13 protein-coding genes are annotated in these 14,301 nt (G+C 32.7%); 12 read left to right on the top strand and 1 reads right to left on the bottom strand.

The features are described 5' to 3' along the window. The first annotated feature begins 10 nt into the window (after positions 1 to 10). The 12 genes from T335_RS0112715 to T335_RS20645 all read left to right on the top strand — a co-directional run bounded on the left by T335_RS0112715 (position 11) and on the right by T335_RS20645 (position 12,705). Positions 11 to 457: a hypothetical protein gene (locus T335_RS0112715; RefSeq protein WP_026477895.1), complete on the top strand. Its 447-nt coding sequence runs from the start codon at positions 11 to 13 to the stop codon at positions 455 to 457. Positions 458 to 545: 88 nt separating this feature from the next. After that, positions 546 to 1,217 carry a (d)CMP kinase gene (gene cmk, locus T335_RS0112710; protein WP_026477894.1) on the top strand — a complete coding sequence of 224 codons (672 nt, stop codon included), beginning with the start codon at positions 546 to 548 and terminating at the stop codon, positions 1,215 to 1,217. Positions 1,218 to 1,323: 106 nt separating this feature from the next. Then, positions 1,324 to 2,166 carry a 4-hydroxy-3-methylbut-2-enyl diphosphate reductase gene (locus T335_RS0112705; protein WP_026477893.1) on the top strand — a complete coding sequence of 281 codons (843 nt, stop codon included), beginning with the start codon at positions 1,324 to 1,326 and terminating at the stop codon, positions 2,164 to 2,166. 29 nt (positions 2,167 to 2,195) lie between these two features. Continuing rightward, the gene (gene rpsA, locus T335_RS0112700) at positions 2,196 to 3,332 is read left to right on the top strand and encodes a 30S ribosomal protein S1 (protein WP_034328438.1); all 1,137 of its coding nucleotides are present in this window, start codon (positions 2,196 to 2,198) and stop codon (positions 3,330 to 3,332) included. Positions 3,333 to 3,376: 44 nt separating this feature from the next. Beyond that, on the top strand, positions 3,377 to 4,150 hold the full coding sequence (locus tag T335_RS0112695) for a CheR family methyltransferase (RefSeq protein ID WP_026477891.1): 774 nt from the start codon (positions 3,377 to 3,379) through the stop codon (positions 4,148 to 4,150). A gap of 84 nt (positions 4,151 to 4,234) precedes the next feature. After that, entirely contained in the window at positions 4,235 to 5,284 is a 1,050-nt protein-coding gene (locus tag T335_RS0112690; protein WP_026477890.1) for a M42 family metallopeptidase, read from the top strand. Next, positions 5,275 to 6,297, top strand: a complete 1,023-nt coding sequence (locus tag T335_RS0112685; protein ID WP_026477889.1) for a M42 family metallopeptidase — start codon at positions 5,275 to 5,277, stop codon at positions 6,295 to 6,297. The genes T335_RS0112690 and T335_RS0112685 overlap by 10 nt, the downstream gene beginning before the upstream one ends. After that, positions 6,297 to 7,295, top strand: coding sequence for a M42 family metallopeptidase (locus T335_RS0112680; protein WP_026477888.1), 999 nt, complete (start codon positions 6,297 to 6,299; stop codon positions 7,293 to 7,295). Before T335_RS0112685 ends, T335_RS0112680 begins: the two co-directional genes overlap by 1 nt. Positions 7,296 to 7,556: 261 nt before the next feature. Continuing rightward, positions 7,557 to 8,288, top strand: coding sequence for an N-acetylmuramoyl-L-alanine amidase family protein (locus T335_RS0112675; RefSeq protein WP_034328437.1), 732 nt, complete (start codon positions 7,557 to 7,559; stop codon positions 8,286 to 8,288). A gap of 105 nt (positions 8,289 to 8,393) precedes the next feature. Next, entirely contained in the window at positions 8,394 to 9,158 is a 765-nt protein-coding gene (locus T335_RS20655; protein WP_051569301.1) for a polysaccharide deacetylase family protein, read from the top strand. 322 nt (positions 9,159 to 9,480) lie between these two features. Then, on the top strand, positions 9,481 to 10,104 hold the full coding sequence (locus T335_RS20650; protein WP_051569300.1) for a helix-turn-helix domain-containing protein: 624 nt from the start codon (positions 9,481 to 9,483) through the stop codon (positions 10,102 to 10,104). A gap of 549 nt (positions 10,105 to 10,653) precedes the next feature. After that, positions 10,654 to 12,705 carry a YgiQ family radical SAM protein gene (locus T335_RS20645; protein ID WP_084281294.1) on the top strand — a complete coding sequence of 684 codons (2,052 nt, stop codon included), beginning with the start codon at positions 10,654 to 10,656 and terminating at the stop codon, positions 12,703 to 12,705. 211 nt (positions 12,706 to 12,916) lie between these two features. Here the strand turns inward: T335_RS20645 and T335_RS0112655 are convergent, their stop codons facing one another. Continuing rightward, positions 12,917 to 14,113, bottom strand: coding sequence for a pyridoxal phosphate-dependent aminotransferase (locus tag T335_RS0112655; protein WP_026477886.1), 1,197 nt, complete (start codon positions 14,111 to 14,113; stop codon positions 12,917 to 12,919). Positions 14,114 to 14,301 lie beyond the last annotated feature (188 nt).

The following is a 14,301-nucleotide window of genomic DNA, read 5'->3' as shown; positions in this document are numbered from 1 at the left end:
AGGGAGACTATTGCGAAAAGATAACTTCTTTAGTATTCTCGAGAAAATTCTTCTAGTACCAGCTATACTATTATTAATTACTGTTATAATCTATAATTCCCTCGAGATGGTTAATATTCAACAAAAAACTGTCCTACTAGGAAACAGACAAGAGTATAATCTACAAGCACTAGTCTCTCCCTATGGGGAAATTACAATATCAATAGATGGAAATGCTAATTATCCTCAACTAGAATTAATGATCAATGGACTAGTTGCAAAAAAATTTAATGAGGATAATAGCGTTACAGTATCTGTCAGAGATGGGGATTTAGTTCAAGTAAATGCTTCTATGTATCAAGAAACTATTGATATTAGATTAGATGAAGCCTCCAATAATATTAGAATTCCAAACTTACATGCTACTTGGACTTTGAATAGCAATATAGTAGTACTATCGACAATTCGTATTCAATGACTTGAGAAATTGGTGAAACTAATGTATAATTTTCTATAGACAACCACCACCGATTGGTGGTTTATATTTGTTAATAGGAGGAAAACTAATGGAGGCAATACAAATTGCCATAGACGGTCCTGCTGGAGCTGGGAAAAGTACCATAGCTAAGAAAATTGCGAAGGATTTAAATTATATCTATATTGATACAGGTGCAATGTATAGAGCTTTGACTTACCAGGTGCTACAGTCAGGTATTCCCCTTCATGAAGAGGAAAAGATCGTAAAACTGGCGAATGAAACAGACATTATGTTTAGAGATGGAAACATCTATCTTGATCAAAAAAATATTAATACAGAGGTTCGTAGCAATAATGTTAGTCTTTATGTATCCCATATTGCTAAGATTTCAGAAGTTAGAAACATTTTAGTCGATATGCAAAGAAAAATTGCAGCCAATCAAAATGTCGTTATGGATGGTAGAGATATAGGCACAAATGTACTACCTAACGCTGCATTAAAAATATTTCTAACTGCATCTGTAAAAGAACGTGCTAAAAGAAGGTATGAAGAACTTATACATAATGGCTCTACAAAGGAAAGCTTCGAAGAAATAGAAGCCCAAATTCAAAAACGGGATGAAATCGACGCTGGTAGAAGTTGTTCACCCCTTGTTCAAGCAGAAGATGCAATAACAATTGATACAACAGGTCTCACAATTGATGACGTTTGTAAATTAATTAAAGGGCTTATATCAGAAAAAGTCCCAGTTTATAAATAAAAATTTGTATGTATGATAAAATATTTCATATAAAAGAAGGAATTTTATATAATTTATAGAATTTTTATAGGTCTACGAGTTGAAGCCTATTTTAGGAGGATTATAAATGAAGGTTATTTTAGCAGAGTACTCTGGTTTTTGCTTTGGAGTAAAAAAAGCCATAGACACAGCATTTGATGAAATTCGAGAGAATAAAAATCATCAAAAAATTTATTCTCTAGGTCCATTAATACATAATCCTCAAGTGGTACAAGAACTTAAACAAAATGGTGTCGAGGTAATTGAAAACCTCGAAGAAATCAACGAAGGTAATGTGATTATACGTTCTCATGGCGTACCTGAGAGAATTTATCAGGTAGCAGAAGAGGCTAATCTCAAATTAACTGATTCTACTTGTCCCTTTGTACGAAGGATTCAAAAAATCGTAAAAGAATATTATGATAAAGGCTATCAAATAGTCATTATCGGAGATCCAAATCATCCTGAAGTTATAGGAATTAATGGTTGGTGTAATGATGAAGGGATTATAATAGAATCAGAAGGGGATATAGAAGGATTATCTAGTGATACCCCAACCTGTGTTGTTGTTCAAACCACAATGTCTATTGCAGTTTATGAAGGATATGTAGAACAAATTAAAAGCAAAATTAGAGACTTAGAAGTTTTTAATACAATTTGTAATGCAACACGTCAAAGGCAAGATGCTGCTAGAAGATTAGCTGAAGAAGTAGATGCAATGCTGATAGTTGGCGGATACCATAGCTCAAACACACAAAAACTTGTTTCTATATGCAAAGAAATTAAACCCGAAGATACTTATCATGTAGAAACAGCTGATGAATTGGATCTTGATCAATTATCAAAATATCAAACGATTGGTGTTACAGCTGGGGCATCAACCCCTCACAAAATCATTAACGAAGTAGCAGAGAAAATTAAGCGTATATAATAAACTTAAAATACTAGGAGGTTTTAATAATGAGTGATATGTTTAACTTTATGGATGAAATTGAAAAATCTATGGTGAGATTACATAGAGGTGAAGTCGTAACAGGTAAAGTAATTAACGTTACCGATAATGAAATTATGGTAAACGTAGGATACAAATCTGATGGTATTATCCCAAAGGAAGAAATATCAAACGACTACTCAGTTAATCCAAAAACTTTAGTAAATATCGGAGACGAAATTAAAGTTTATGTTATTAAGGTAGATGATGGCGAAGGAAACGTTCTTCTATCTAAGAAAAGAGTAGATATGGAAAAAGGTTGGGAAGATTTAGAGAAAATTAAAGATAGTAATGCAATTATTGAAGCAAAGGTTGTTGAAGTTGTTAGAGGTGGAGCAATTGCCATCGCAAGAGGTATTCGTTGTTTTATCCCAGCTAGTCAAATTTCAGATACTTTTGTAGAAGATTTATCTACTTTCGTAGGAAAGAAATTTAACACAAGAGTAATTGAAATCGATCGTAGAAAGAACAAAGCTGTATTATCAAGAAAAGTTGTTTTAAAAGAAGAAAAAGAAGAAGCTAAAAAAGATGTTTTAGGTAAAATTGAAAAAGGACAAAAGATTAAGGGAAGTGTTAGAAATATAGCAGACTTTGGAGCTTTTGTTGATATCGGTGGAATAGATGGTTTAATTCATATTTCTGACTTATCTTGGAATAGAGTTAAGCATCCATCTCAAATTTTAAAGGTTGGAGATGAAGTAGAAGTAGAAGTATTAGATTTTGATAAAGATAAAGAAAGAATTTCTTTAGGTTTAAAACAATTACAACCACAACCATGGGATTTAGCGGAGCAAAACTATGCAACTGGTGATATAGTAGAAGGTAAAGTTGTTAGAATGGTTGACTACGGTGCTTTCGTTGAGTTAGAACCAGGTTTAGATGGATTAGTTCATATATCGGAAATCAGTGAAGGATATGTAAAAAAACCTTCAGAAGCCTTAGAGATTGGACAAATTGTTAAGGTTAAAGTTTTAGAAGTTAATGCTGAGCAAAAACGTATTAGTTTAAGTATTTCAGCAGCTAATAAAACTGAAGGAGAGGCAGAATTTACAAATGATGAAAGTTCTGTAACGATAGGAGACGTAATTAATTCTGATGAAAAATAAAGAGTCTTTGACTCTTTATTTTTTACAATAAGGGGGGACAAGTAATGGAGGGCTATCCGTTATTTATTCAGAAAATTTATAAAAAAACAGGCATTGATTTAGCTAGTTACAAAGAGCGTCAAATGAAGCGGAGAATTGAGTCCTTGATTGCAAGAAATCACTATGATTCCTATGATGATTATTTTAATGCCCTTTGTAATGATGGTAAATTGTATGAAGAATTTATTAACTACCTAACAATAAATGTTTCAGAATTCTATCGAAATCCTCAGCAGTGGGAAGTTTTAGAAGAAGATGTACTTCCAACATTATTAAAACATAAAAAGAGAATTAAAATTTGGAGCGCAGCATGTTCAACTGGAGAGGAACCCTATTCTTTAGTTATGCTACTAACCAAATTTATGTCATTACAAGATATCAGCATTTTAGCAACTGATATTGATTTAGGTGCTATTGCTAAAGCAAAAGAAGGGATTTATACTGCCAAAAGTATAGAAAATCTCCCTAAGGATTTTGTTTCTAACTACTTTCAGTTAGTAGATGGTAAATATCATATTAAAGATTCTATAAAAAAACAGGTTACTTTTCAAAAACATAATCTTCTAGAGGACCCCTATCCTCCTGATTGTGATTTAATAATATGTAGAAACGTTATGATTTATTTTACAGAAGAGACTAAGGCCAAAATGTATCATAAGTTTTATGAATCATTAAACGACCACGGAATCTTTTTTGTAGGTAGTACAGAACAAATTATTTTACCTAATAGATACAAATTAACGCCAACAAAAACATTTTTTTATAAAAAAATGACATAAATTTTTTATCTCCTCCATATTCCTTTTAATTAATGGATTTTGGGAGGAGATAAACATGCTTAAAAATAGAAGGGAGGCTATTCATTGAATACCAAAGAACTTATTCAAATCTTAACAGAAACACCTGGTGTTTCAGGCTATGAAGAAGAAGTTTCACGTGTCATCGAAAATCAACTAAAAGATTATTGTGACGAAGTGAGAAAAGATTCATTAGGTAATGTTATTGCTTTTAAAAAAGGAAGCAAAGGGACTGGCAAAGTTATGCTAGCAGCCCACATGGATGAAATAGGGTTAATGGTTAAAGAAATCGATAAGAATGGTTTTATTAAGTTCACCAACATAGGTGGTGTAGACCAAAGAACTCTTTTATGCCAAGAAGTAATCATCCATGGAAAAGAAAAGGTTTATGGAATTATTGGAGTTAAACCCCCTCATCTAACTACTGAAGAAGAAAGAGGTAAAGCCTTAAGTATCGAGTCATTAATGATTGATACTGGGTATTCTAAGGAAGAAGTAGAAAATCTTGTATCCATCGGTGATGTCGTTACCGTTAAAAGACAACTGATTACCCTACAAAACGATTGGGTAGCAGGTAAAGCATTGGATGACCGTGTAGGGGTAGCTGCTTTACAGATTTGTTTAAAAGAACTTCAAAATTATAACCATCATGTAGATGTTTACTGTGTGGCAACTGTTCAAGAAGAAGTTGGCACCAGAGGAGCCATTACTTCAACTTTTGGAATTGAACCAGACATTGGTATTGCAGTAGATGTTGGTTTTGGTAAGACTCCAGAATTAAGTCAATATGGAACGATTGAAATTGGTAAAGGACCAGCCCTCACAACAGGTCCTAATATCCATCCTGCAATATTTAATAGTTTAAAGGAAACTGCAAAAAATGCCTTTATTGGATATCAAGTTGAAATAGCCACTGGCCACACTGGAACAGATGCTTGGCCAATGCAAGTAACAAAGTCTGGTGTAGCAACAGGGGTATTATCTATACCTCTAAGATATATGCATACCTCTGTAGAAACCTTAAGTCTTTCAGACGTTGAAAAGACAGGTAAGCTAATGGCTCAATTTATCATGAGCTTAAATGATAAGGATATGGAGGAGTTCTTATGTTATTAGAAAAATTAACGAATGCCTCAGGTGTTTCAGGTGATGAAAAAGATGTAAGAAAAATCATCCTTGATGAATTAAAGGGCTATGTAGATGAAATTAAAGTAGATCGTATGGGAAACATCATAGCAAAGAAAAAGGGGAAAGTAGATAAACCCCATATAGCTTTAGCCGCCCATATGGATGAAGTAGGTTTTATGGTTAAGGGAATCGACAGTGCAGGTCTAATTAAGTTTGCACCTGTTGGTGGAGTTGATGCACGTATATTAATTTCTAAGATGGTTTACGTTGGAAGTAAACGTATTCCTGGTGTAATTGGGGCCAAAGCTATACATATGCAAAAGCCTGATGAGAGAAAACGAGCTGTGTCTATTGATGAACTTTATATAGATATTGGCTGCAAAGATCAAGCAGAAACTGAAAAACATGTTTCCGTTGGAGACTACATTGTTTTTGATGGTAAATATACAGAATTCGGTAAAAATAGAGTCAAAGCAAAAGCTTTAGACGATCGTGTAGGTTGTGCCATAATGGTTGACCTACTAAAAATGGATTTACCAATAACAGTTACTGGAATCTTTACTGTACAAGAGGAAATTGGTCTACGGGGAGCAGAAGTTGCTGCTAATCAAGTAAATGTCGATTTAGCAATTATTTTAGAAGGCACTACTTGTTCAGACGTATCAGATGTTGAGCCTCATTTCCAAGTAACCGAGCTTGATAAAGGTCCTGCTATATCTTTAATGGATAGAACATCCATCTATCACCGTAAATATGTAGATTCTTTGGTTAGAACAGCAGAAGAATATAATATCCCTTGGCAATATCGTAAGACTACTTTCGGTGGAAATGATGCCGGAAGATTCCATCAAGCAAAGAGTGGTACTCCATGTGTCTCTGTAGCAGTTGCATGCCGTTATATACATTCTCCAGTTTCTGTTATGAGCATGGATGACTTTAAGAATACCAAAGAATTAATGGTTAAATTCATCGATAAAATTAGCAAGGGAGGCGTGCTATAATGTATACAATTAATAAGGAATTAGTTAAAAAATTATGTTCTACATATTCACCTTCAGGAAATGAAAATAGAGTTAGAGAGATTATTGAGGCTGAAGTAAAGGGCTATGTCGATGAGGTTTATACAGATGCCCTAGGTAATTTAATTGCCCATAAAAAAGGAAACGGTAAAAAATTAATGTTAGCTGGACATATGGACCATATCGGTTTAATGGTTACTTTTATAGATGAAAAAGGGTTTTTACGTTTCACCAACATTGGTGGAATTTCACCATCAATTTCTCTTTCCCAAAGAGTTATCTTTGAAAATGGAACGATTGGTGTGATTGGTAGTGAAAAGTTAGATAGTTTAAAAGACTTAAATTTAGATAAATTATTCATAGATATCGGGGCATCTTCGAAGGAAGAGGCTGAAAAGATGGTATCTATTGGAGATACTTGCGTATACTATGCAGAATGCTTAATTGATGATAAAAAAGTATTCTCGCCAGCATTAGACGATCGTATCGGTTGTTTTATTATGATTGAAGCTTTAAAGTTGATGAAGGAAAGTAATAATGACCTTTACTTTGTTTTTACAACACAAGAAGAGCTTGGACTGAGGGGAGCTAAAACAGCAGCCTATGGAGTTAACCCAGACTTTGGTATTGCCTTTGATGTAACTGCAACAGGAGATACTCCGAAGGGCATAAAAATGTCAGTAAAACTAGGTGAAGGCCCAACTGTAAAGGTTAAGGATAATTCTGTAATATGCCATCCAAAGGTTAAGAACTTCATGATAGAGCAAGCAAAGAAAAACGATATTCCATATCAATTAGAGGTCTTAGAATTTGGTGGAACAGATTCAGGTGCAATTCATTTAACTAGAAGTGGAGTACCTTCTGGGGTAATGTCTATTCCTACAAGATATATCCATAGTACTAATGAAATGTGTGCCATTTCCGATATTGAAAATGCCGTTAAATTAACTGTTAAATTAATCGAAAATGAAATAGAGTAATAATAAATCTCTTTACAATAGTTAAAGCAGGTATATAAAAATGAGGATTTTTCAGAATCCTCATTTTTTTATGTAAAGAATTTCTTCAATTTGACACCGAAGGACTTTTGAAGGACTTTCCTCTGAACTTCCCCTCATCATAACATACTGAAAATTTGAGGCTAAATATAAGCAATCTATACAGTAGCATATTATTGTTATATATACATAAATCCTTCAATATATTAATAATATAGTAGAATTATCAGGAGGGGCCTTAGAATGATTATAGTAATAAAGAAAAAAGTAGCCTTTAGTCTATTAATATTAATTTCTCTATTATTGGTAATTGTAATCTTATCTTTTTTTTCTTCGGGATTATTAAATGTTATACAATTCAATAACAAAGATATTTTACAGGGGAGAACAATCGTTATCGATCCTGGTCATGGTGGAATAGATGGAGGCACACATTATAAAACAGAAATTCTAGAAAAGGACATTAATCTAGACATTGCCCTTAAGCTTCGCAAAGAGTTAGAAAAAAAAGGAGCAACGGTCATTATGACTCGAGAGACTGATGATTCTCTTGATGATCATGTTAACAATGGCAATCGCCATTCTGAGGATTTAAACGCAAGAGCAAGAATAATTAATCAAAGTCAACCTGAACTCTTTATTAGTATTCATGTTAATTATATCAATAACATAGAAAAATTTGGTCCTATTGTCTTCTACTATAGATCCAGCGACCCTAGCAAAAGCCTAGCTGAACATGTTCATAGAAACTTAAGTAAATTATCTGCCTATGAAAACAATCATAGTAAACTAGAAAAAAATCCGCTACCTAATAATTTTTTTGTCTTGCGGAATACAATCTCCCCAGGGATATTAGTTGAAACAGGATTTATTTCTAATGAAAAGGACAGACAATATTTACAAAACGAAGAGCATCAAGAAGAAATAGCAAAGATGATTACAATAGGAATAATGGAATACCTTTCGTTGCGATAATATCATATGAACTATAACTATTATTAAGTATTTATTAATGAAGTTCTTTTCTGTTATATAATGTATCTTTGTCAGCTTTAGTTATATTTTGAAAGGGTTGATTTGATGAATCAGCTTTATGTTCTAATCATTAAAAAAAAGCCACTGACAATAATATTGTTCATTTCAGTACTAATACTATTAGCATTAATTATTTGGGTTAAGACAGATTATTTTGAGGAAGTAATAAATTATAGATATGATGACTCAGTTGTTGTTAGAAGTGGCTCTGAGAGGGAAAAATTAATCGCTTTAACTTTTGATGATGGTCCTCACCCACGATTTACCCCTGAAATCTTAGATATACTATATGAATACAATGCAAAGGCAACTTTTTTTGTATTAGGAAAACATGTTAAATTGTATCCAGAAGTACTCCAAAGACTAATAGATGAAGGTCATGAAGTAGGAAATCATACATTTACCCATATTGACGTAACAAAATCATCCTATGGGAAAATAAGTAAAGAGTTAGACGATACAGATAATATCATTTATTCAGTAATTGGTGTTAAACCTAATATTTTTCGCCCTCCCTTTGGTTTTTTAAATAATAATACATTACATATTGTAAAAGAGCGAGGCCATCGAATTGTTTTATGGACTGCTAATCAAGATCCTAGAGACTGGAACAGCCCTACTGCAGATAGCATAGCTAATCATATCATAAGAAATGTTGGCAATGGTAATATAATTCTATTGCATGATTATGTTCCAGAAAAAAATAGTCAAACTGTTGAGGCCCTCAAAATTATCATTCCAGAACTCATTAAAGAAGGTTATCGATTTGTAACTATTTCTGAGCTTCTAGAGATGTCAGATTTACGATGAAAATTAATTGACAGGCTTTTTATTTTTAGCAAGCCGAGGTGATCCAAAGCCTACCCTTGCAACAAGGCAAGATAGCGTTATTTCAGAAGACCATGTAGATTATAAAAAAGTCTTGGATTTTATTAATTCAAATAATAGATAAAGGCAATTCTCTTAATCTAAACTACATCACCAAAAGCACAAAGAGAACCTTTTCTTGTCGAAATAACTCAAGAATCGTCCCAAACAATTGAAAAATAGAGGAATTTGTATTACGAAAATCTCAATCTTTAAAAGGAGAAAAGGGGGAGGATATTGAAAAAGATAGTAGGGGGTGTAGCAAATGAAAAAAAACAACGATATCTATTCAATTAAAGAAGTTGCAGAAATCACAGGGTTTGAAGCTCATGTTATTCGTTTCTACGAGAAAGAATTTCAACTTAAAATTCCAAGGACCGAGGGAAATAGAAGATATTTCACTTATAAAGAAATAGAAGATTTGCAGTATATTAAAAAGCTACAAGATAAAGGACTAACTAATCCACAAATTAGACAAGTTCTTAAATCACCAAAAATTATTATAGATTCCAAGCAACGAAACGAAGTAGCAATATCAAATAACCCAAAATCAGTTACCGAAACAACAGATAAAGTAGATCATGAGACATGGCTTAGGGAAGCAGTAGATTTTATAAAAATGGAAGTTACTGAATCATTAAAAGGTTTAGACCACAAAAAAGAAATAGAGGAACTATCTCAAAAAATAGATGAATTACGTAATCAATTAAATAACCAAGAGAAGGATGTATTAATTGTTGAAAATGCTAAATTAAAGATGAAACTAAAAGAAAAGTCTTATGAAGTTGCTGAACTTAAAGACAGGCTTAAAAGAGATCAACATCAAAAAAAATCCTTCTTCGAAAAAATTTTTACTCCTAAAAAAACAAAAGAGAGTATTCGTATATAAATTTAGTAAATTGCTTACTCATAACTATTAATTTATATAAGTTTCATGTAAGAATGTAAGTAGTAAAAAAATTGAGGGACCCATTGGACACTAAATAGAGATTTCTATTTTGCATTAATATTTATTTAATATTAGTTATGCAATTTTATTAATCAAACACTAATACCTTCCCAGAGATATAAGCTTTCTAAATCAAAAGTAAAATAAAAAATAGGTTAAAGCAGAAAATTATCAAAGTAAAGGTAACTATCAAAGCAAAAGTGATTATGAAAACAAAGGTTATTCTAATCTACTGGAGAATAGTCTTTGTTTTATTTTTTTTGATTTATTCTTTTGATTTATTCTTTTGATTTATTTATTTTTTTTATATGTATTTTTATTTACTTTCTTTAACTAATTCTTTTAGTAAATCCAATTGTAGGATTAACTCACTAAAATTAAGGCAAAATAATAAAAAAGCAACTCTATGAAGCTAATAAATGGTATAATAGCTTTCAGAAGAAATAAAACTTAATTTATGAAATACAAACATTAAAGGATGATAGAGCTATGACAAATTTTTTACCGATAAGCAAAGAAGACATGAAAACAAGAGGGTGGGATCAATTAGATTTTGTATTGGTTTCTGGTGATGCCTATGTAGATCATCCCTCCTTTGGGCCTGCAGTGATAGGAAGGATACTTGAAAATAGAGGATATAAAGTTGGGATTATTCCGCAACCAAAGTGGGATACAACAGAAGGTTTTAAGGTCTTAGGAAAGCCAAGACTAGGTTTTTTAGTTACCTCTGGAAATATTGATTCTATGGTAAACCACTATTCCGTAGGGAAAAAGAGAAGAAAAGATGATCTTTATTCCCCTGGGGGTAAAGGTGGTTATCGACCTGACAGAGCCACTATGATTTATTCCCATCGAATAAAAGAAGCCTTTAGTGATGTCCCGATTATTCTTGGAGGTATAGAGGCAAGCTTAAGAAGATTTGCCCACTATGATTATTGGGATAATAAAGTTAGAAGATCAATTCTATTAGATGCTAAGGCAGATTTAATTGTCTATGGCATGGGTGAGAGGCAAATTGTAGAAATAGCAGAGGCTTTAGAAAGTGGTCTACCTGTCTCTGAAATCACTTTTGTTAGGGGTACGGTGTATAAAACAAAAGATAAAGGTAGAGCCTATCAGCCGATATTTTTACCCCATTACGATGAAATACTAGAATCAAAGAAGAAATATGCTGAAAGCTTTATGTATCAATATAATAATATGGACTCAATTGTCGGAAAACCGTTAGTAGAACCCTATAGAAATTTCTATGTTGTCCAGAATCCTCCCCATGAGCCAATGACTCAGGCAGAGTTAGACAATATTTATTCGTTACCCTATGTAAGAACCTACCACCCCATCTATGAAAAACAGGGGGGGATTCCAGCAATAAAGGAAGTTAAGTTCAGCTTAATTAGTAATCGTGGTTGCTTCGGTAATTGTAATTTCTGTGCTATAACCTTCCATCAAGGTAGGGTAGTTCAGTCACGAAGTCATCAGTCAATTTTATCTGAAGCAGAAAAAATTGTTTGGGACCCAGAATTTAAAGGTTATATCCATGATGTAGGTGGTCCAACAGCAAATTTCCGCCATAAGGCATGTAAAAAACAAGAAAAACATGGAGTATGTAAAGATAAACAGTGTCTTTTCCCTAACCCCTGTAGTCAGTTAAAAATTGATCATAAAGACTATTTAAAATTATTGAAGAAATTAAGGGAATTACCTAATGTTAAAAAAGTTTTTATTCGTTCAGGTTTAAGATATGATTATTTGATTCACGATAAAAATGACGAGTTCTTTAAGGAGCTTTGCAAAAATCATGTAAGCGGCCAACTTAAAGTAGCACCAGAGCATATATCCGATCAAGTTCTAAAAACAATGGGGAAACCATCGAAGGAAGTTTACGAGAAATTTGTAAATAAATACAATAAAATTAATAAAGATTTAGGGTTAGACCAGTATTTAGTACCTTATCTAATGTCTAGTCACCCTGGTTCAACTTTATGGTCTGCAATAGAACTGGCAGAATATCTAAGAGACTTAGGTCATATGCCAGAACAGGTACAAGACTTTTATCCCACACCAGGTACATTATCCACCTGCATCTATTATACTGAGATGGACCCAAGAACTATGGAGCCAGTCTACGTACCTAAAACTGCCCATGAAAAGGCAATGCAACGGGCTTTAATTCAATATCGCAAGCCTCAAAATTATAATCTTGTCTATGAAGCTCTAGTAAAGGGTGAAAGGGAAGACTTAATAGGCTACGGTAAAAACTGTCTAATTAGACCAAGACACGAAAGACAATCATTTAAAAAGGACAAACAAAAGGATCATAAGAAGAAAGGGCAAGACAATAGAAAATCCCAAAGTAAGAAGGAGAAGAATGACAGAGGTTCTAGGCAGGATAATAAAAAGAACACCCCTATAGGAAAAGATAATACTAAAACTAAAAATAAAAATAAGAATAATGATAAAAACAGAAATACCAAACCTGCAAAAAATACTTCAACCAGTGGAAAACAAGGAAATAATAAAAATAGAGGAAAAAGAAAGTAACTTTTTTCTTTATAAAGCCATAGTCATAAAAACTATTTAGATGAAATTTCAAATAATTTCAAATAGTAAGCACAAAAAAGCTGTCTTAGATTTAATTATCTTAAGACAGCTTTAATTTATGTTTAGCTAAATTATGATTTGAATTTATTTCTTGATGTTATACATTTCATTAATCTTTGATATTTAATTAATCTATATAATCATAATGTCTCTAGACAGTTCTACCAGGGTAGTTAGCAACTGCTTGCTTTAAGATCTCCATAGATTTTCTTAAATCATTTTCATTTAAGATGTAAGCAATTCTAGCTTCATTTTTTCCTAAACCAGGAGTTGCATAGAAGCCTTCAGCTGGAGCTAGCATAACCGTTTCTCCATCAACATCAAAATCCTTTAACATCCAGATAGTAAACTTTTCAGCACAATCAACAGGTAATTGAGCTACAACATAAAAGGCACCAGTAGGCTTTTTACATAATACACCAGGGATATCATTAAGACCTTCAAAAACAATATTTCTTCTCTTGTCATACTCTTTATTAACTTCTTCAAAATAGTTCTCTGGAGTCTTATATAGCTCAACAGAACCAACTTGCTCTAAAGTAGGAACACAAAGTCTTCCTTGGCAAAGCTTTAGAATTTGTTTCATTAAGTCTTTATTTTTGCTAGCAAGTGAACCGATACGAGCTCCACAGGCACTATATCTCTTAGATACACTATCTACAATGATTACTCGATCTTGGATTCCTTCAATATTTCCAAAGCTAGTGTATTCTAATCCATCATATACAAACTCTCTATAAACTTCGTCAGCAATAATGAATAGATTATATTCTTTAGCTAGGTCAGCTAATAATTGAATTTCTTCTTTTGTGTAAACTACTCCAGTTGGATTACCAGGGTTTGAAAGGATAATAGCCTTAGTTCTTGGGTTGATAGACTCTTCAATTTCCTTTCTAGAAGGCAGGTGGAAACCATCTTCAGCTCTACAAGTAATAGGTGCTACACTAACGTCAACCGCCGCACTAAATCCATTATAATTAGTATAGAAGGGCTCTGGTACTAATACCTCATCTCCAGCATCAGCTACAGCAATAATAGCAAATAATAGAGCCTCAGAACCACCATTGGTAATTAGAATTTCATCATTTTCATAGTGCATGTCATACTTTTTGTAGTATTTAATAATTTCATCAATCAACTCAGGCATCCCTTGTGACAATGAATATGCAAGTACCTTCTCATCGAAATTTCTAATTGAATTCATAAAAGACTCTGGTGTTTCAATATCAGGTTGTCCGATATTTAAGTGGTATACTTTTTTACCTTGCGCCTTTGCTCCTTGAGCATATGGAACTAGCTTTCTGATTGGAGACTCTTGCATAGAAGTAATTCTCTTTGAAAAATTCATATTAATTAACCCCCCTAAATATGTAATTATTCCTTATCAATTTTTATCATATCATATTTGTAAATAAAATTATACAAAAAACTGGGTGAAATCAAATAGATGAAATAATCAAAATAGTTTTAAAATACTTTAAACTTTCTTAATGAATTTAAGCTAAATAAAAAACTATGAATCTAACTGTTTGACAG

It is taken from the genome of Alkaliphilus transvaalensis ATCC 700919 (assembly GCF_000621485.1).
Lineage (GTDB): Bacteria > Bacillota > Clostridia > Peptostreptococcales > Natronincolaceae > Alkaliphilus > Alkaliphilus transvaalensis.
This window is presented reverse-complemented; position numbering and strand designations above follow the sequence as displayed.